This window comes from Enterococcus sp. RTP21361st1_A6_RTP21361_211029, from assembly GCF_040910045.1.
GTDB classification, from domain to species: Bacteria; Bacillota; Bacilli; order Lactobacillales; family Enterococcaceae; genus Enterococcus_D; species Enterococcus_D gallinarum.
Genome location: NZ_JBDGBK010000002.1, coordinates 1 through 19875, shown reverse-complemented (window position 1 = coordinate 19875; position 19875 = coordinate 1). Strand labels below are relative to the sequence as shown.

At 42.4% G+C, this 19875-nt stretch carries 17 protein-coding genes and 1 other RNA gene; 4 read left to right on the top strand and 14 right to left on the bottom strand.

Annotation, left to right across the window (positions count from 1 at the left end):
* Positions 1–63 precede the first annotated feature (63 nt).
* The 12 genes from AB5Z52_RS00470 to AB5Z52_RS00415 all read right to left on the bottom strand — a co-directional run bounded on the left by AB5Z52_RS00470 (position 64) and on the right by AB5Z52_RS00415 (position 14427).
* A complete protein-coding gene (locus AB5Z52_RS00470; RefSeq protein ID WP_197081171.1) occupies positions 64–1986 on the bottom strand; it encodes an ABC transporter ATP-binding protein in 1923 nt (640 codons plus the stop codon).
* Positions 1925–3664 (bottom strand): ABC transporter ATP-binding protein, encoded by a 1740-nt coding sequence (locus tag AB5Z52_RS00465; protein WP_021149056.1) that lies wholly within the window; start codon positions 3662–3664, stop codon positions 1925–1927. Before AB5Z52_RS00465 ends, AB5Z52_RS00470 begins: the two co-directional genes overlap by 62 nt.
* A 301-nt stretch (positions 3665–3965) precedes the next feature.
* Positions 3966–5462: a PASTA domain-containing protein gene (locus AB5Z52_RS00460; RefSeq protein WP_003128472.1), complete on the bottom strand. Its 1497-nt coding sequence runs from the start codon at positions 5460–5462 to the stop codon at positions 3966–3968.
* Positions 5455–6129 carry an ABC transporter ATP-binding protein gene (locus tag AB5Z52_RS00455; protein ID WP_003128471.1) on the bottom strand — a complete coding sequence of 225 codons (675 nt, stop codon included), beginning with the start codon at positions 6127–6129 and terminating at the stop codon, positions 5455–5457. The genes AB5Z52_RS00460 and AB5Z52_RS00455 overlap by 8 nt, the downstream gene beginning before the upstream one ends.
* A 12-nt stretch (positions 6130–6141) precedes the next feature.
* Entirely contained in the window at positions 6142–7686 is a 1545-nt protein-coding gene (locus tag AB5Z52_RS00450; protein WP_288551392.1) for an ABC transporter permease, read from the bottom strand.
* 355 nt (positions 7687–8041) lie between these two features.
* On the bottom strand, positions 8042–8488 hold the full coding sequence (dtd, locus tag AB5Z52_RS00445) for a D-aminoacyl-tRNA deacylase (RefSeq protein ID WP_003128467.1): 447 nt from the start codon (positions 8486–8488) through the stop codon (positions 8042–8044).
* A 10-nt stretch (positions 8489–8498) separates the two neighbouring features.
* Complete coding sequence (locus AB5Z52_RS00440; RefSeq protein ID WP_003128466.1) at positions 8499–10709, bottom strand: bifunctional (p)ppGpp synthetase/guanosine-3',5'-bis(diphosphate) 3'-pyrophosphohydrolase; 2211 nt, start codon at positions 10707–10709, stop codon at positions 8499–8501.
* 208 nt (positions 10710–10917) lie between these two features.
* Positions 10918–11577: a hypothetical protein gene (locus tag AB5Z52_RS00435; protein WP_003128464.1), complete on the bottom strand. Its 660-nt coding sequence runs from the start codon at positions 11575–11577 to the stop codon at positions 10918–10920.
* A gap of 4 nt (positions 11578–11581) precedes the next feature.
* Complete coding sequence (locus AB5Z52_RS00430) at positions 11582–12337, bottom strand: 16S rRNA (uracil(1498)-N(3))-methyltransferase (RefSeq protein ID WP_288551393.1); 756 nt, start codon at positions 12335–12337, stop codon at positions 11582–11584.
* Between the two features lie 10 nt (positions 12338–12347).
* Positions 12348–13289 carry a 50S ribosomal protein L11 methyltransferase gene (prmA, locus tag AB5Z52_RS00425; RefSeq protein WP_288551394.1) on the bottom strand — a complete coding sequence of 314 codons (942 nt, stop codon included), beginning with the start codon at positions 13287–13289 and terminating at the stop codon, positions 12348–12350.
* Between the two features lie 11 nt (positions 13290–13300).
* The gene (locus AB5Z52_RS00420; RefSeq protein ID WP_288551395.1) at positions 13301–13789 is read right to left on the bottom strand and encodes a DUF3013 family protein; all 489 of its coding nucleotides are present in this window, start codon (positions 13787–13789) and stop codon (positions 13301–13303) included.
* Positions 13790–13806: 17 nt separating this feature from the next.
* Positions 13807–14427 carry a DNA-3-methyladenine glycosylase gene (locus AB5Z52_RS00415; RefSeq protein WP_005472850.1) on the bottom strand — a complete coding sequence of 207 codons (621 nt, stop codon included), beginning with the start codon at positions 14425–14427 and terminating at the stop codon, positions 13807–13809.
* A gap of 176 nt (positions 14428–14603) precedes the next feature.
* On the opposite strand from AB5Z52_RS00415, the gene AB5Z52_RS00410 reads away from it, so the two are divergent.
* The 4 genes from AB5Z52_RS00410 to AB5Z52_RS00395 all read left to right on the top strand — a co-directional run bounded on the left by AB5Z52_RS00410 (position 14604) and on the right by AB5Z52_RS00395 (position 17122).
* Positions 14604–15881: a replication-associated recombination protein A gene (locus AB5Z52_RS00410; protein WP_005472852.1), complete on the top strand. Its 1278-nt coding sequence runs from the start codon at positions 14604–14606 to the stop codon at positions 15879–15881.
* Between the two features lie 97 nt (positions 15882–15978).
* A non-coding RNA gene (ssrS, locus tag AB5Z52_RS00405) (6S RNA) lies at positions 15979–16173 on the top strand.
* A 118-nt stretch (positions 16174–16291) separates the two neighbouring features.
* Positions 16292–16576, top strand: coding sequence for a hypothetical protein (locus AB5Z52_RS00400; protein ID WP_148394905.1), 285 nt, complete (start codon positions 16292–16294; stop codon positions 16574–16576).
* 63 nt (positions 16577–16639) lie between these two features.
* On the top strand, positions 16640–17122 hold the full coding sequence (locus tag AB5Z52_RS00395; protein ID WP_003128457.1) for a universal stress protein: 483 nt from the start codon (positions 16640–16642) through the stop codon (positions 17120–17122).
* A gap of 374 nt (positions 17123–17496) precedes the next feature.
* On the opposite strand, the gene AB5Z52_RS00390 is transcribed toward AB5Z52_RS00395, so the two are convergent.
* Both AB5Z52_RS00390 and AB5Z52_RS00385 read right to left on the bottom strand, forming a co-directional pair.
* A complete protein-coding gene (locus tag AB5Z52_RS00390) occupies positions 17497–19077 on the bottom strand; it encodes a hypothetical protein (protein ID WP_003128454.1) in 1581 nt (526 codons plus the stop codon).
* Positions 19074–19835: an ABC transporter ATP-binding protein gene (locus AB5Z52_RS00385; protein WP_003128453.1), complete on the bottom strand. Its 762-nt coding sequence runs from the start codon at positions 19833–19835 to the stop codon at positions 19074–19076. The genes AB5Z52_RS00390 and AB5Z52_RS00385 overlap by 4 nt, the downstream gene beginning before the upstream one ends.
* Between the last annotated feature and the right edge of the window lie 40 nt (positions 19836–19875).

Below are 19875 nucleotides of genomic sequence, written 5' to 3'. Positions count from 1 at the left end.
TAGCACAGCAGCAAGAAAAAAAACGAAGACCCTTAAATCCGGTCTTCGTTTCCTGGGAAAAAATCAGTCTAACTCAATTTTTCCTGTATACAGTTGGTAATAGGTCCCCTTCTCTGCTAATAACGTATCATGAGTACCTCGTTCAATGATTCGACCATGATCCATCACCATGATCACATCTGAATTCTGAATCGTCGAAAGACGGTGAGCGATCACGAAAACTGTCCGACCTTGCATCAGCCGGTCCATTCCAGACTGGACGATCCGCTCTGTTCGCGTATCAATGCTGGAAGTCGCTTCATCTAAAATCATAACAGGCGGATCGGCGATCGCCGCTCTGGCAATTGCTAGTAGCTGTCGCTGTCCTTGCGACAGCCCTTCGCCATCCCCCGTGATTACGGTATCGTACTTCTCAGGTAAATGATTGATGAACATATCCGCATTCGCCAGTTTTGCTGCCGCTTCTACTTCCTCATCCGTGGCATCCAGTTTACCAAAACGAATATTTTCTCGAATCGTTCCTGTGAATAAATGTGTATCTTGCAAGACGATCCCTAATGAGCGCCGCAGAGATTCTAGTTGGATCTTTTGAATATTGATGCCATCATAACGGATCTTTCCCTCTTGAATATTGTAAAAACGATTGATCAAGTTAGTGATGGTCGTCTTACCGGCTCCCGTTGCTCCCACAAAAGCAACTTTCTGTCCCGGTTCAGCAAAAAGATTGATGTCATGCAGAACCATTTGATGATCCACATACCCAAAATCAACTGCTTCAAAACGAACATCTCCAGTCAATTCTGTGTACGTAACAGTTCCATCTTCGTGAGGATGTTTCCAAGCCCAGAGTCCTGTACGATTTGTTGTTTCCACTAAATGGCCAGATTCCCATTTGGCATTGACTAGCGTGACATACCCTGTATCAATCTCTGGGGTCTCATCCAACAAATGAAAAATACGTTCTGCACCTGCCAAAGCCATGATCACAAAGTTGATCTGCTGTGAAATTTGGCTGATCGGTCCATTCAGCGAACGGCTAAGCTGTAAGAAAGAAGCAATCATCCCTACGGTTAGTCCCGAGACACCATTGATGGCAAAGAGCCCGCCGATAATTGCGATCAGCACGTATTGAACATTCAGCAAGTTCATCATGATCGGCATCAATGTATTGGCATTGACATTGGCCTTTGTAGCACTGGATTGCAACTGGTCATTCAAAGCATCAAATTCCTGCATGACAACGTGTTCATGGTTAAAGATCTTGACAACTTTCTGTCCATGCATCATTTCTTCAATATAGCCATTGACTGCGCCTAGATCCCGTTGTTGTGCGCCAAAGAAGCGGCCGCTTTTGCGGGAGATGATCCGAATCACATTCAGCATCAAAATGACCGAAACCAGTACAAAGCAAGTCAATGGGATACTAATGGAAAACATCGCAATGAAAACCGAGCAAAATGTGACGGCAGCCATCATCAAATTGGGAATACTTTGAGAAATCATTTGCCGTAATGTATCCGTATCGTTGGTGAAATGACTCATCATATCACCATCAGAATGGCCATCAAAATAACCAATCGGTAATTTTTGCATATGTTTGAACATCTGATCGCGGATTTTTTTCTGAGTGCCCTCACTGATTTTGACCATCATAAAGTTGTAAGTCAAACCAGCAATGATCCCAATTAAATAAATAATTGCCATCTGAATAATAGCTGCCAGCAGTCCGCTGAAGTTAGGATTGCTTTGTCCCAGCAGCGGAGTGATATGGTCATCGATCACCACTTGCAAAAAAAGTGAGCCGCGAACATTGGCAAAAGCACTTAACAAGATCATGAACAATACGATAATCAACTGCAGTTTGTAATCGCCAAACATGGTCGCCAGCAGCCGTTTCAAGGTTCTCTGGGGATTTGCTGCTTGTCTATTCTTCACCTTCACCAAATCCTTTCTGCTGCGAGTCGTAGACTTCACGATAAATTTCATTGCTAGTTAATAATTCTTCATGGGTTCCGATTCCGTTGATTTTCCCATCATCCATCACAATGATTCGATCGGCATCTTCGATCGAATTGATCCTTTGGGAAATGATGATCGTTGTCGTTCCCGGGATTTCTTGTTTCAATCCTGCTCGAATACTACGGTCTGTCTTTGTATCAACAGCGCTAGTAGAGTCATCCAGAATCAGAATTTTCGGTCTTTTTAACAGCGCTCGCGCGATCGTTAACCGCTGCTTTTGTCCACCGGAGACATTATTTCCTCCTTGAGAGATCAATGTGTCATATTTATCAGGAAATTCTTGGATAAAAGGATCCGCTTGGGCAATTTTTGCTACCCGCTGAATCTCTTCATCCGTTGCTTCCGCGTTTCCCCAGCGAAGATTCTCACTGATCGTCCCGCTAAAAAGGACATTGTTTTGCAAAACCATACTGACTTGATCCCTCAATGCTGCCAAATCATAGGCGCGAACATCTTGTCCCCCAACGAGAACACGACCGTCAATGACATCGTACAAACGGGGGATCAATTGGACCAGCGTTGATTTTGCACTTCCGGTTCCGCCGATGATCCCGATTACCTCTCCGGATTCAATTCGTAAGTTGACATTTTCCAATGCCAATCTCGTTTGATCATTTGCGTAACTGAAACAAGCATTTTCAAAGACAATTGAACCATCTTTGACTTCTGTCAATGGCGATGCCGGATTTTTCAAGTCGCTTTCTTCATCCAAAACTTCCACCACCCGCTGTGCGGAAGTACGAGCAATCAGAATCTGAACAAATGCCATTGACATCATCATCAAACTCATCAAGATCTGCATAGTATAGTTGAACATGCTAACCAGTTCCCCTGTCGTCAAGCTGCTGTGCTCAACGATCAGTTGGGCACCGAACCAAGACAACAGCAACATACAGCTATAGATCGAGAATTGCATCAAAGGCATATTGAACGAGACGATTCGTTGTGCTAGCGTAAAGTTGCGGTAGACATCATTTGACACCTCGTCAAAAAGTTCTTCTTGCTGCTCTTCTCTGACGTAGGACTTGACCACACGGATTCCTTGAAGATTTTCTTGGACTACGTTGTTCAAACGGTCATAGATCCGAAATACTTTCAAGAAAAGCGGATGAGCAAAGCGAATCACTAAAGCAAGTCCGATGGCTAGAATTGGCAAGACGACTAGGTAAACCAGCATCAATTCTGGACTGATCGTGCTAACCATGATCAGTGAGAAAACCAGAATCAATGGACTGCGCACCAAGATTCGGATAATCATTTGGTAAGCATTTTGCACATTAGTCACATCGGTGGTCATTCTCGTGATCAAACTAGAGGAAGAAAAACGGTCGATATTGGAAAAAGAAAAATCCTGAATCTTGCTAAAAAGATTGTGGCGAAGATTTCGAGCAAAACCGGCAGAAGCAATCGCAGCTGTTCGTCCTCCTAAAGTTCCTAGCATCAGTGCCAATAATGAGCACAAAAAAAGCAGACCGCCATAGCGCAAAATGACGCCCGCGTGTCCTTTTTCAATTCCTTGGTCGATCATCATTGCCATGATCAGTGGCATAATGACATCTAGCGCCACTTCGCCGGCAACATAGACCGGTGTCAATAGGCTGGCTTTTTTATAATCGCCAACATTTGCTAGTAATTTTTTGATCATTTCTTTCGTCCCTTCTCTATGTAAAATACTGCTTATTGACTGGTTATCAATTCAACTGTACCGTATCGATAAAAGGTTTTCAAGCATGCATGCTTGAAAACCTGTGATTACTTGATAACAAAAAAACTCTCTCCATTTTTCAAAATCCAAGTAAAAAAAAAGAAAAACTATCTAAATGCAGGTAGATCCTTCTGTTTCAGTCTGTCATTGTCGACAAACAGAAGACACACTTCATTTAGATAGTTCACTCACTTATTGCTTGGGTTCTGTAGCTTTGTTACGGGCCCGATTGCTAAATGTCTCATTCGGTAGTGGCACTGTTGACTGTTTCTAGCGGATCCTTTACATTTTCTGTCTCAGGACTGACCGGTAATGATTCGGTCTCGCCTTGCAGATTTCCGCGACTAATCCCGATGGTGATCGATACTTCCAATGGAATAAATTCACCATAACGACTCATCTCCACAACTGTTCCTTTTGGTTCTGCTGAATCTACATAGTAGACATCATAATATACAGAAGCACCTTTCGATTTGTACTCATCAAAGAACATTTTTGGCAGATCGCCTTCCGTTGCTTGGTGCCGGATATCCTTCAAATACGGTTGCCCCAGTGAATAAACCACTTTCACTGTTGGCAATGTATCGCTGTCACTATATTCTTTGCCCGCCTCTTCCGACTGACTGATGAAATTGCCATAACCGATTTGATCAGAATAAACTGTCTTGACTTGAATCGGTATCTTCGATTCTAGCCCCTCTGCCTGCTCGATGGTATACTGTGAGAAATCAGGAACAACTAATGCTTTCCCTTTAGAAACTTTGACAAGAAATTGATCCTTTTTGGCCAATTTGCTGCCTTTGACTGGTTCTTGGGAAACCACGACGTCTAGAGCAACTGTATCAGAAAAAACAGCTTCTTCTTTGTACTTCAATTCATTTTTCTTAGCCCACTCTTGAGCTTCACCTTTGTTTTTCCCTGTAAAATCAGTAACTTCGATGTTCTTCTCGAAGACTTCTTTTCCTTTTGAATAATAGATGCTTAAGCGATCTTTGCGCTTATAAGCTTTGAGATCTTGCTCTTTATTTGCTGCTTCTTGTTTGATGAATACACCTGCTTCGACTTTGTCGTCATACTGTTCGATCAACGAGATATTTTCTGCCTTTTGTTTCTCGATCCATTCTTTTGCCGCTTCGGTAGTCAGTGACGAAAAGTCGGGCAGCTCGATCATTTCTTCTGGGTCAGGACCTAGGCTTGCTTTGACTGTCAAAGTCTTGCCTTTTTTGATCTTCTGATCTGCAGCAACACTTTGACTAACGATTCGATTGGTCTCTACCTCAAAATCATACACTTGATCGACTTTGATCGCCACGCCTTCTTCCATGCCCCATGTTCGGGCTTCGGATAAATCTTTCTTAGCAAAATCAGGAACCTTCACATGAGTCAATTGATAATACACCACACTGCTGATGGCAATCAGCACAATGACAGCACCAGCGATCAGCGCGTATTTTTTACGCTGCCGCTTGCGATAAGTTGGATCAAACTCTGTCTCTTCTTTTCCGAACCGACTGACCGGTTGAGAAGAGCTAGTTTCCTTGCGCGTTCTTCGCTTCATTTCCTTCGGATCCGATGCTGCTGCAGCTTTACTCTCTCCTGCGCCCTGATCAGATGTCTGAGAATCTGGAATTGGTTCTGCTTTACGCTCTGTTTTTTCGTCAAACTCAGTTTCTTTAGGAGAGCTTTGCTTCTTGCCATCGTAATTACCAGGACTGAAATTTGATAAAAAATCACTCATCTTTATTCAACACACCTTTACGCAAATAGAGTACTTCGTCTGCTTGTTGGGCGATTTCATTCGCATGGGTCACAACAATCACACATTTGTTATGCATATGAGCCAAATCTTTAAAAATATCGATGATTTCCTGTTCCATTTCTTCATCTAAATTACCCGTTGGTTCGTCTGCCAAAATAATATCAACATTCGTCGCCAGTGCACGAGCTATTGCCACCCGTTGCTGTTCCCCACCAGACAACTGATTGACTAAACGATCTGCTTTTTCTTTCGTGATCCCAATATAGTCCAATAAATTGTATGCGACTTCCCGCTGGTTCTCCGGCAATTGATTATCCGTGATCGACATTGGGACTAGAACATTTTCTACCGCAGACAGGTAAGGAATCAAATTGTAACTTTGAAAGATGATACTGATATCGTCTCGGCGATATTTCTCATGTCCGATTTTTTGAATATCTTCTCCATTAAAGAAAACAGCGCCACTTTTAGGTGTATCCAACGCACTGATCAAAGAGAGAAATGTGGTTTTTCCTGACCCTGACTGTCCTAAAATGGCATAAAACTTGCCTTTTTCAAACGCCACCGATGTTTCTTTCAAAATATAGCGCCGCTGATCGCCATCTTGATAATAGTAATCTACTTCTTTTGTTTCCAACAAAGCCATTTTTTCTTCCCCCTACATCATGATTTTCTTTGGATTCAGCCGTAGAATATACAACAACGGCAAGATTGCAGACAATAAGACTGTACCTAATCCCAATAAAAGATAGGTGATGACATACCCCATAGAAAAAGTGACTTTATAAGCACTTTGGACATCCGCATAGCTGAGAGTATTTGTCATCATTGTGCTTGAAATGGAATAGGTATCCGTTTGGGACAGATTCGTCATCCAGTCACTTTGCATCAATGTTTGAGAAACCGCACTTCCTAATAGATTTCCCGTCACCAATGAGCAGATTAGAGCGACTAAGCTGACGAGCACCACTTCAATAACGATTTGCCCAATCACTTTCCCACGGCCTTCTCCTAAAGATAGATAGATCCCTAATTCCTGCTTGCGGTCTCGCAAAAACAATAGAACGACTAATGAAATGATAAAGACCGTAGCAATAGCAGCAACAATCACGATATAGCGGGAAATCGTTCCCAGACGATTCATTCCTCCGGCAATCTGATCGTATTGATCTGTGGAAGCTACCACATGATAGTAATCTGGTAATAATGGATTGGCTTCTTGTTTGAATGCTTCAACATCGTCGGTAGAGTTCAAAACATACATCGCTTGATAATACTCTTCCGGTTCGGCCTCCGTATCTTCGGCCATTACCGTATCTCCCCACAATTTTTCGTTTTGGAATTTACTAAAATCTTTCACCAACTGATTGGCAGCATAAATCGTATTGATCTGTTCAACAGCTTGCCAGATTTGATTGGATTTTTCTTCTTGCGAAGGATTACTATTGGCCGATTCCTTTTTAACTACACTAAAAATCCCTGCAATTTTGACAGGATAATCAGCTGTGACAACTTTTGTTTGGATTTCTGCACTTTCACTCTCTGCATCTTCATCATCTGAAGTAGCCGTACTATCATCACTGTCACCCATCGGATCTTGAGGGACTTCACTATACATATCCCAAACAAATTGATCGCCAACCGACAAATTATTTTTTTCAGCGACTTCTTTACTAATCAAAATCGAGTTAGTGGTTTCTGACAAGTCTTTTTCACTAAACACTTCTCCATCGATCAGCTTGATGTTGCCTTCTTCCATATCTAATGGCTGTGGTCGATTGCCGCCCTTTAAATTAAAATAATTGCCGCCCGCCATGCCAAAAGATTCATCTTCTGTTGTATAGGCTTTGAATTTCTTGGTCTCTAACCAACCCATCATGGTATAGTCGTAATATTTGACGTAATCTAATTCTCCCACTTTGTCATAGTCCGCCGTTTTTGGCGTTTTCGGACTATTTTCTTCAGAATAAACTTCCTCATCTGATTTTCCTGAATTGTCTTTCTCAAACTGCTCATAATCAAACTCGACTGTAGCAACGTTGCCCATTTTCTTTTTCGTTTCCCGTTCCACATTCATAGTAGACTGCTGCACAGCTACCGCACCTGCGATCACGTTACCTAAAATAAAGATGACTAAAAATAAAATAAACGACTTCCCTTTCCTGCGAGTAACACTTTTTAATGCACGCTGCCAAAAATTCATTGTCATTTCCTCCAGTGACATTATTTTTTTAACTATTATTTCACATTTGCGCTTTAAGGACAATCTAATTTATTGAAAGTTTTTTAGGGATGGATAAAAATAAATAACTTTTTTGTAACTGCTACCATTACGAAAAGGAATAGATTCAGCTCTTAAATAACTATTTCTGATCAGAAAGAACTATCTTACAGTTTTGTAAGATAGTCCAAAGACAAAAGGGTTGGTACCAGAAGTGCTACAAGATGGACTTATTTCCACTAAAAAAAGACTACCAACTTGCATGTTGGCAGTCCTCTTTAAACTATTTGCTTTGGTTCTTTTGGCATGTTGGATAGGCAGTCGTTGTGAACGCAGCCTATTTTTCCTTCGTATCGATCAGGATCGTTACAGGACCGTCATTGATTAATGACACTTGCATGTCTGCGCCAAAGCGACCCGTAGCCACTTCGATACCTGCAGCGTGCAGACCCGCATTGAAAGCTTCGTACAATGGTGTAGCCACTTCAGGTCTGGCAGCTTGAATAAAGCTTGGACGGTTTCCTTTTTTGGTCTCGCCATACAATGTGAATTGCGAGATACTCAAAATAGCACCTTCGATTGCTTCAATCGATTGATTCATTTTTCCCGCTTCATCTTCAAACACCCGCAAATTTTTGATTTTTCGAACCAAGTAATCCACATCTTCTTGGCTATCTTCATGAGTGATTCCCAAGAGAACTAAAAAACCTTTTTGGATTGCTCCTACAGTAGTTCCATCGATTGCAACACTGGCTTCACTTACACGTTGAATGACTGCTCGCATGTCTCGCGTCTCACCCCTTTGTTCTTCTGACACTATATACTTCTGGGATTTGTTTGATTTTGTCCACAATTGACTTAAGATGTGTTAGGTTCTGAATTGAGACCGTGATTCTAATGGTGGCCATCTTGTCTTTGTTGGTTTTCGCTTCCACACTGACCAATCGTTTAGTAACAGCGTTGACTGTTTGCAAGACATCATTCAACAATCCGGAACGATCATAACCATAGATTTCCAGATCTGCATCGTATTCTTTGCCGCTGTTAGAAGTATCTTCCCACTCGACATCGATTAGACGATTGACGATCTCTTTGCTTTGGACATTCGGACAGTCACTGCGATGGATCGAGATGCCGCGGCCCTTCGTGATATACCCGACAATGGCATCACCAGGAACTGGATTACAGCAACGAGAGATTCGGATCAGTAAGTTGTCCACGCCTTCGATCACGATCCCGCCTTCATGGCGGACTTTCATTTTCTCTGGTTCTTTCTTCGCTGGCTGATTGATCATGTCTTGTACTTGTTGTTTTTGTTTTTCGATCTGCTTCTCACGGCGTTCTTCTTCCGTCAAACGATTGGCCAGTGTAGTTGGACTCACTTCGCCAAAACCGACAGAAGCAAATAAATCATCTTCTGTTTGATAATTAAATCGTTCGCAGGCTTCTGCCATCTTGCTTTTCGTTAAAAATTCTTTTGGTACAAAGCCCATGTCTTGCAATGTTTTGACCACTGCTTCGTGCCCTTTGATGATGTTTTCGTCACGATCTTGGGCCTTGAAAAAACGTTTGATCTTGTTTTTAGCTTTGCTGGTAGCTACAAGCTTGATCCAGTCGCGGCTTGGTCCGAATGAATTTGGTGATGTCAAAATTTCAATGATATCGCCATTTTTCAATTTGTAATCCAACTGGACCATCTTGCCATTCACTTTTGCACCAGTGGTTTTGTTCCCGATATCGGTATGAATACTGTAGGCAAAATCCAGCGGACTTGAACCTTGAGGCAATTCTGTGACATCGCCTTTCGGTGTGAATACATATACTTTGTCACTGAAAATGTCCCCTTTGACACCTTCCATAAATTCAGAAGCATCGTAGCTTTCATCCTGGAGTTCCAAAATTTCGCGGAACCAACCGACTTGCTGGGTCATTTTGTCTGCTTTGACTTTCTCGGTTCTACCCTCTTTATATGCCCAGTGAGCAGCAACCCCGAATTCAGCAATCTCATGCATCTCATGGGTACGAATCTGGATTTCTACTGGATTGCCTTTGGGACCGATCACTGTCGTATGTAGTGACTGATACATATTCGCTTTAGGCATCGCAATGTAATCTTTAAATCGACCTGGCATTGGTTTCCATTTTGTGTGGATCGTTCCTAAAACAGCATAACAATCTTTGATTGAATCAACGATTACCCGAATAGCCAAAAGATCATAGATTTCATTGAATTGTTTCTTCTGGTCTTTCATTTTGCGGTAAATGGAGTAGATATGTTTCGGACGACCATAGATCTCAGCAAAAATATCTAGTTCTTCAGTTGCAAGTCGAATCTGTTCAACGGTTTCCGACACATAAGCTTCCCGTTCTTCCCGCTTGGTTTGCATCAAGTGAACGATCCGATAATATTGTTGTGGATTCAAATAACGTAGTGAAATATCTTCTAGCTCCCACTTGATACGGCTGATCCCTAAACGATGCGCCAATGGTGCATAAATCTCCATCGTTTCTTGGGCGATTCGCCGTTGTTTGTCTTCCCGCAGGTGTTTCAATGTACGCATATTATGTAAGCGGTCCGCTAATTTGACCATGATCACGCGCAAATCTTGAGCCATCGCGATCAGCATTTTGCGATGATTCTCTGCTAGCTGTTCTTCATGGGATTTGTATTTGATTTTCCCTAATTTTGTCACACCATCGACCAGCATCGCTACATCTGCACCAAAGACTTCTTTTAGATCTGCTAGGGTCACTTCCGTATCTTCTACCACATCATGTAAAAAACCAGTGGCGACTGTATGAGGATCCATTTGTAGTTCCGCTAAAATCCCTGCTACTTGAATAGGATGGATGATGTAAGGCTCGCCGGACTTGCGAAACTGATCTTTGTGGGCTTCTGTCGCATAATCTAAAGCTTTCTGTACAAATGCAACATGTTCTTCACTCATATAATGGGCCACGAGCTTGATCACACCAGGTCCGGATAATATCACTTCTTTTGCCATGAAACGCGCCTCCTTTTTTCCTATTTTCAAAAAGCAAGACAGAAGCCGCTTCTAAAGAATTCTGCTATCCCCAACTCTCTGAATAGCAGAACTCTTGAAGCAATGCGCTTCTGCCTGGCCATCTTCTTTTATGATTAGTGTCATTATACAAATTTTTCTTGTTTTTTTCAATTCTCTCTATTCTGGTCAAGCGAGACAAAATACCGGTTTATTCATTCAACAGTAACGCTGACTCTGTAAAGGGCACGCCGATTTTTGCCGCCCCTGCCTGTAAAAGTTCTGCAAGTGATTTCTGATCCGTAACAGACGCTGCCGTGTTGACTTGGATCGTCAGTTGCGGTCCTCCATCTAAAGCAAAAATCGAGACATCATGCAACGCATCTGAAACAGTTAACTGCTGACCAAGAGTAATACTAGGCCAGTCCCATGCTTTCAAACGCTGTGCTACTTGGATCTTTGTCAACTCATTCATAAGTGAAGTATTGACAGCCCAGCGGATCTCACCACCAGACAAAGCCAGTGACCGGCTTGTCTCCATTAACTCCGCCAGATCAGCCGTCCGTTCTTTTTCCACCAACAAAGCCGCTGGTAGCCAGACTTCTAAAAAATCAGCGCCATCCATAAAGGAATGACCGATCTCAAAAGCTTTCTTAGCGATTGTTCCTTGTGCCAAGGGAAAATCAACTGCACAGCCGACTTGGATCTCGGAGCCTTCAGTTAACTGCTTCGCTCTGCGCAAATCACTAGGCAACACGATGACTTCTTGGACACCAAGTGTCTTAAATTCAGTAAACGTATCTTTTAACAACCAATCCGTCAGTCCAGCTTGTAAAAATCGAAAACTAAGCTTGTCTTTGAATTGCGTCACTTGATCACTTCCTTACTAATTCAGTTAGTACGCTGACAGCACTCAAAAAATAAAATGGGGCGGTTTCGGTTCGCAAAATACGTGGCCCTAACCCACAGATCACAGCACCTTGAGATTCAGCACGAGTGATTTCAGCAGGTGTCAGCCCACCTTCGGGTCCGAAAATTGCTAAGATTTTGCTGCCGGGCGCTGCTTTGGACAAAATATCAATCAGTTTGGCATTCTCGCCGCTTTTAGCAGATTCCTCATAAGCAACGATCACATAGTCATAGCTTGAAAGACTATCCCACAACTCTTTGTCCGAAGCAGCCAGTTGGATGATCGGTACTCGTTGCCGCTGCGCTTGTTCAGCAGCCTCTTGGGCAATTTTTTGCAGCCGCTGCTGTTTCTTTTGGAGTTTCTTATGGTCCCACTTAACTACCGAGGATTGGGCGGGAAAACCGATAAATTTAGCGGCACCCAATTCTGTCCCTTTTTGGACGATCAATTCCAATCTATCTCCTTTAGGATACCCGCTGGCGATCGTAACATGAATCGGTAATTCTTTGTCTTGCTGTTCCTTTTCTACTTCAATCAAATGAACCACTTGTTCATCGATCTGCTGGATTTTCGCGAGGATCGCTACTTGGTCTTGAAAGACCAAGTAGACACAATCATCCGGAACCATCCGCATCACACGTACCATGTGATGAAACGGTTCTCCCTCTACTACATAAACAGGCTTCGCCTCATAATCCTCATTCAAAAAATATCGCTGCATATGACATTCCCTACTCTGGTTTTTTTAGTGCGATCGCATACCAATCTTTTTGATTCAAGATTTGGTCAACAACAAATCCTTGCTCTGTCATGGCATCGATCACAAGTTGTTTTTTCGCTTCGATGATTCCAGAAACAATTAATGTTCCGGTAGGCTTCAGCAACCGCCAAGCATCTGGGATCATCAGTAAGATGATATCAGCTAAAATATTCGCTACAATAATGTCTGATTCGATTTCAATACCTGTTAAAAGGTCATTGGCAGCAACATTCACTGCTTCGGCAACTGAGTTTAGTGCCATATTTTCTTTTGCCGCCCGAACAGCCACCTCGTCAAGGTCATAGGCATATACTTGATTGGCCCCTAAGTGGCGGCTGGCAATACTTAAAACCCCTGATCCGGTTCCAACATCCAGGACCGTTTCCTCGCCTCGTAAATACATTTCTAACGCCTGTAACGTCAAGCGCGTCGTCGGATGGGTACCAGTTCCGAAAGCCATTCCTGGATCTAGCGTAATGATTTTCTCGGCAGGGTCCGTCGTTTCATATTGTTCCCAGCTGGGTACAATCGTCAAATAACGAGTGATCCGTACTGGATGATAATATTTCTTCCAAGCAGTCGCCCACTCTTCCTCTACTACTTCGCTGGAGGTAATCTCATTTTTGCCAATTGCTAACCCATATTCCGGTAAACGAGCGATCGCCGCCTCAATAAATGGCAAAATTTCAGGTAAAAAGATAGTCTCGGGGAAATAAGCCGTTACCTGGGCGCCTTCATCCAGCGTTGTATAGGTTTCTTTGTCTAACACTTCACCATAGGCATCGCTTTTAAAGTTTTCAATGTCAAGAACATCTTCGATTGCTACACCACTGGCCCCTTGTTCCATCAAAATGTTGGCGACCGCTTCAACTGCTTCACTTGCAGTAGCTACTTTCACTTCATTCCATTTCATCTATCTGCTCCTTAATAACTTGGATAAGGAATATACGATTCCCCATCGCTTTCTTGGTAAGTATTCATACGGTCTAACAACTGATCTTGATCGAAAACTAGTTCGAAGACCGCTTCTTCACTCTCATCGTTTAGAAAATCTAGTAAATCACTTTCTCCCTCCGTCAGAATCTCTTTGATGTAATCAACCAAAGCATCCAGCAACGCTTTTTGGATTCCTTTTTTGCCTGCGTAGGGAATGACTGCCAAAAAGTCCTCTTCTGCAAAGGAAGACTTTTGGGGATCAAACAATAAAATACCGTCTTCAAATTCGATGATCTCTTCTTCAGAGGCTACTCCTTGGACATCATCTACCTGCAAATGATTCGGGTTCTCTGCAAATAAGCGTAAAACAAGTTCGATGGTATGGTTTCTTGCATCCCAATCAAGGGCAACATCGTACTCAGGGATTTTTTTTGTTAATTGTCTGTCCAAATAAGTCAGCATTGTTTCTTTAGCCATTATACGTTCCTTCTTTCCTATTGCCAGCCGTGATCTGGCTGGACAGCAGATTTTCTGCTGTTGGTAATATATGGATTACCTGCTACGACAAACCGCAGCGGCTTATGGGTCCACTCCCCTTTATTCGGGATACCGATTCTGGGAACAGCGAGTATTTCTTTCGGTGTTCGCCGTTTCTCGTTGACAAGATGCAGTGGACTTGTAAAAATTGAATGGCCATAATAATCAGGCGTAATTCCCAAAGCTTTCACGAGCTTTCCAGGTCCGTTCGAGAGATCAGGACCGGATTTACTGCGATTTATCTCCATTTGTGCGATTCCTTCGACGGGCTCCACGCCGCGGATCATGATCCCTTGGGGAATGCCTTCAGGCTGTGTGATAAAATTCAAAATCAAATGAGTATGCATCGTATATAAATAAATCGTTCCCGGCTTTTCATACATTGCTCGAACTCGTGGCGTGTTACGCATCCCGAAACTATGAGCAGCCAGATCTTCTGGTCCTAAATAAGCTTCACAGTCGACGATATAACCGCCTAATTTCCCACTGGGCGTCTCATGTTCCAGATACATCCCTAATAATTGCCGGGCAATCGCTGTTGTTGATTGTTGTGCAAATAATTGTTCAATTTCATTCATTTTCTTCACCTTCTTTATTTTACACAATTCTCAAGGAACTTACTATTGATTACGACCATCTTATCAATTGTTTGACCTTTCTATCGCCACTGACTAGTTTCAATAGCAAAATACCCGCTTCCTTATGGGAATATACGTTCTTATGATATACTAAAGAAAAAAGAAAGGAGCTTATTATGCAGCAACCACTTGCGTACCGCATGCGTCCCCGCAACCTTGATGAAGTCGTAGGTCAACAGCATTTAGTTGGCCCCGGAAAGATCATTCGCCGGATGGTTGAGGCCAAGATGCTCTCTTCCATGATCCTGTATGGTCCACCAGGGACCGGAAAAACAAGTATCGCTAGTGCAATCGCCGGTTCGACACGTTACGCATTCCGCATGCTGAATGCTGCGACTGATACGAAAAAAGACCTTCAAATCGTCGCCGAAGAAGCCAAAATGAGCGGCACAGTCATTTTACTTTTGGATGAAGTCCATCGTCTGGATAAAACAAAGCAAGATTTCTTACTGCCTCATTTAGAAAGCGGAAAAATCATTATGATCGGGGCCACAACTGAAAATCCTTATATCACTATCAACCCAGCCATCCGTAGTCGTACACAGATTTTTGAAGTAAAACCATTGCAAGAATCAGATATTTTAGCCGCCATTGATGCGGCTTTAGCTGATAAAGAACGTGGCTTGGGAACAGAATCGATCCAGTTGACAGAAGAAGCTCGTCTCCATCTTTCACGAGCGACCAATGGGGATCTCCGCAGTGCACTCAATGGATTAGAACTCGCTGCTCGCTCCACGCCGCCAAGTTCTGATGGGAAAATCCATTTGACTTTGCCAATTATTGAAGAGTGTGTTCAGCGCAAAGCATTGACCCATGACAAAGATGGCGATGCCCATTATGATGTCATCTCTGCTTTTCAAAAATCGATCCGCGGCAGTGATGTTGATGCGGCACTCCATTATCTGGGTCGTCTGGTAGAAGCAGGAGACTTGGCAATCATCTGCCGGCGTTTGATGGTGATCGGTTATGAAGATATCGGGTTGGCCAATCCAGCGGCAGCTGCTCGAACAGTCAATGCTGTCTTAGCAGCGGAACGATTAGGCTTACCTGAGGCGAGGATCCCTTTAGCAGATACTGTGGTCGACCTTTGTCTATCCCCTAAGTCCAACTCGGCTTATATGGCACTAGACGCTGCCATCGCAGATATTCGTGCAGGCAATGCCGGGGATGTCCCTGATCATCTAAGAGACAGTCATTACAAAGGAGCTGAAGCCTTGAACCGAGGCGTCGGTTATCAATACCCGCACAACTTTGATGATGCGTGGGTCGATCAGCAATACTTACCCGATAAAATCAAGCAAGCTCACTATTATCAGCCAAAGGCTACCGGAAAATACGAGCAAGCTCTAGGTCAAAGATATCAACAATTGCAGCAACGAAAAAAACAGACCTAACCCTCAGCAGCCGCTTCATGGAAGCGAAAAAGGTTTTTGTCACCGTTTTCAATCTTCTTTATTGCTACTTTTGTTGTCCTATGCTACTATGAAGGTGGGAATTCTGTGATGTACGAGTTGTCCCATCTGTGTGTTGACCGAACATTTTTATTGATATATTGGGATCCGTCTTGTGTCAAAGCTGGTAACATGCCTTTTCATTTGGTAGTTCGATGCTTAGACCGTGGAACCCACCTGCTAGAATTTGCGGGATCAATACTACGGGAAAAAGAACGGCATCTACGGATATTACCCATTCTTTATTGAATGTGCCATCTGTTTTAGACAGATGGCTTTTTTGTGCTTTTTGCTATTCCTTTAGCACTTCGCTATACTAAAACTATCTTATAAGAGAAGGACGGATTTCACGGATGATTTTTCTATTATTTTTGATTGCTGCTGTTTTGTTGTTTGGCGTCTGCTACTTACTGTTAACAAAACATGCCATTTTCTTTTCCCTTATTCCTGAAAATACTAAAAATCAAACTTTTTTGACCATTTATGGCTATCTTCATGGTGTTTTAGGTATTCTTGCAATCATCGTGGCTTTTTTAGACAAAAAATTGATTGCCCTCGTTTATTTAGCAGTGTTAATGATTACTTCTGCCTCATTCAGTTTGCTGTTTGCCCGTAAGATGAAAAAAACAGATAATTAGGTTTTTCTTTTTAGTCAAAAAGTTTTACAATAAAGATGAAGTTATCTGAGAGGAGTGTTTCATATGTTACAACAATATCAACGAATCATGGTTGCAGTCGATGGCTCAAGTGAGTCAGAATTAGCTTTTAAAAAAGCGGTCAATGTGGCCCAACGGAACAATTCTGAACTGGTACTAGCCCATGTAATCGATACCCGTGCCTTTCAAACTGTTTCTTCCTTTGATGGCATGTTGGCTGAGCAAGCGACTGAAATGGCTAAGCAAACATTGAAAGATTATGAAGACTATGCCCGTAAGAACCAAGTAACTGCAGTAAAGACTGTCATCGAATACGGTTCGCCAAAACCAATCATTGCGAAACAATTACCAGAAGATAATCAAATCGATTTAATCATGATCGGCGCTACTGGTCTCAATGCCGTCGAACGAATTTTTATTGGTTCAGTCTCTGAGTATGTAATCCGTCATGCCTCTTGTGACGTATTGGTCGTACGGACAGACCTTGACAATCATCTGCCAACAACCAACGAAAAAGAGGAAGCATAATCTCTGAATGAACCAACACATACTCAAATCAAAAACAAAAACACTCTGACAAAAAGGTTCTTGTCAGAGTGTTTTTTTCTATTTTTCACGATTTGTTAGTTTTAGCCATTAAAAAAACTGCGCCATCCGTCTCAGCTCAAAATGACCCAGCTGTCTTTCTTGAAGCGGACAACTTCTGGTTCCTTCTAATCAGTATGACGTTTGGCACAGTCTCTTGCAACAAGCCTGTGGAGCAAGCTTGCCAGCAAAAAATGAAAGCAAAGTAATAGGTTATTTATTATCTAATCATGTTTCTGAATACTTGTAAAGTCTTTTTTCTGAATTTTCTGATTAAATCTATTTCTTTTTCTATGCGCTATTGATGACGACTAGACTCAGTGAATCAACTGCCAAAATTTTCTTTGATAGTAGTTGTGCCATAGCACGCTACCAATTAACAGAACTAGCAAGACTGGACCATTCAAGAGCCAAAATGGAATCATCGTTGCTGCAAAACCGTAACCGACGAGTAACAGAATACTAAGGAGAAGTGCCACCATCATACCGACGATCATTCCCACACTTCCGGCACCCCGGGTAAACAATTGACTGACATTGGTCCAATCAAGCAAAAGCAAGCGATAATCACGGGCAAAATATTTTAAGCATAGCAAGTAACAACCAAGTAACGTACCTAGAAAGAAAGTCGTTGCCAATAGGATCGGCATCTTAAAGAGCAAAATCGCCAATAAGGCAATCCCGCCAGTCAAAACCATTTGAAGCATTAGGCCAAATCGGAATTTTGCTTGTAAATATTTTTTCATAGACAACGGCAATGAACGAACAAACAGAAAATTTTGCTGATCCAATGAAATCAAGGTACTGATAAAAGAGGTTGGATTGACCATCATCACAGCTAATGCGATACCTGCCAAAAAGAACACTCCACAAAAACGAGCATCCATTTGTCCTAGATCAAACGTACCGCTCAATGCAAATGTCACAATAAAAATGATCGGTGTCATCAGTGAAGTGGACAATACTTGCATAATCAAGTTGGGATCACGAACCAGCTGGGAATTATAACTGAATAACATCTGCGACAATCCTTGCCCGGATTTCTGCTTCCGTCGCACGCTTCCATGGTCGGGCACAGCCATCGCCACCTGATCATAAAACTTCGGTAAAATAAAGAACCGAATCGCTCCTAGCAGCAACAAACAAACCACTAGAACAATAGCAAAGCTCCCGATTCCTGCAACTGCAAAGGGACTGTGCATGATATAGAAAAATGGCAGTAAAAAGGCAATGGCCCCGCGATCCATGATCTGTGTATCGTAGGAACTGGTTTGATTCATCATCAAGATCCCTACCACTACTACGATCATAGAAATTCCCAACAACAAGCTGGTCATCATTTTTTTATGTTCACGAAACAATTTTGTTCGAGCTAATCCAAAAACGATCAAACTACAAATACTAAAAACAATCACGAGAAATAATAAAAAGAGCACAATCGCTAACAAAAGCGTGAGCAGAATAAAGACCTGTGAACGCATTCCTGTTAAAAGAAATAAGACAAATAACGGAAAAACAAATGGTGCCACTGTTAAAAAGACAACAAGAATCTTGGCGGTGAAAATTTCTGCTTGCCGGAAAGGCAATGGCAAATATGCAGGCAAGTCTTGACTCTCAAAGAAGACATTAAAAATGGACGAGATTCCTTGAGAAAATCCTAGAACGCCAAAAAGAGCAACATAATAAGTGAAAAAACCTGGCAAACGGCTGAAATCCAGTGCGATCATTGTTAGACCGTAAATCACTAAAAAAACGAAACCTGATAATACATATTGTTGGATCAAATAACGAGTCAATTGTGTCCCGCTTTTTCCTTTTTTACGGGCTTTATCTGTGACTTGCGGATTGGCGTACCGAAGATTGACGCTTGTCAACGTCAATAACTGTCGCTTGTTCATCTGAACTCGCCTCCATTTTCTGTCAACGATGGCTCTTCCGCGCCTCTACCTGTCATTTTTAAATAGATCGCTTCCAAAGAAAGATCTGGATTTTGTGCAAGCAATTCATCGACAGAACCGTTATAAAGCAATTCGCCTTTTTTCAAAATAGCTAACTGATCACAAAGCTGTTGGGCAGTATCCAAGACATGCGTCGAGAAAATAACCGTTTTGCCTTTCGCAGCATGTGCTTTCATCATTTCTTTTAGATCAAACGCTGCCTGCGGGTCTAATCCCTGCAAAGGCTCATCTAAGATCCAAATATCCGGATCCGGCAGTAATGCTCCAATTAGAATGGTTTTTTGCCGCATACCATGGGAAAAACTGGCTAGCGTTTCTTCTGCATGCGTCGTCATATCAAATAACTGTCCCAGTTCATTTAAGCGTACCTTTTTTTGGGTTTCCGGTACTTCATAAGCAGCTGCGATCAAATCCCAATATTCTCCGGCGGTCAACTGCAAAAACATGTCCGGTGAATCCGGGACATAAGCAATCTGTTTTTTTATTTCTTCTCGGTATTGGGCTAATGCTTTGCCATCAAAAACGATTTCGCCACTCGTCGGCTGTAAAATACTAACTAGACTCTTGATGGTCGTTGATTTTCCCGCACCATTATGTCCTAAAAAACCAAAGATCTCACCTTGCTGAATCGTCAAAGAAAGGTCCTTCAATGCTTTTTTTGTTCCGTACGTTTTACTTACATGTTTCAATTCAATCATTTACTATCCCCCTTAGAAATAAGACTTAACGTAATTTTAC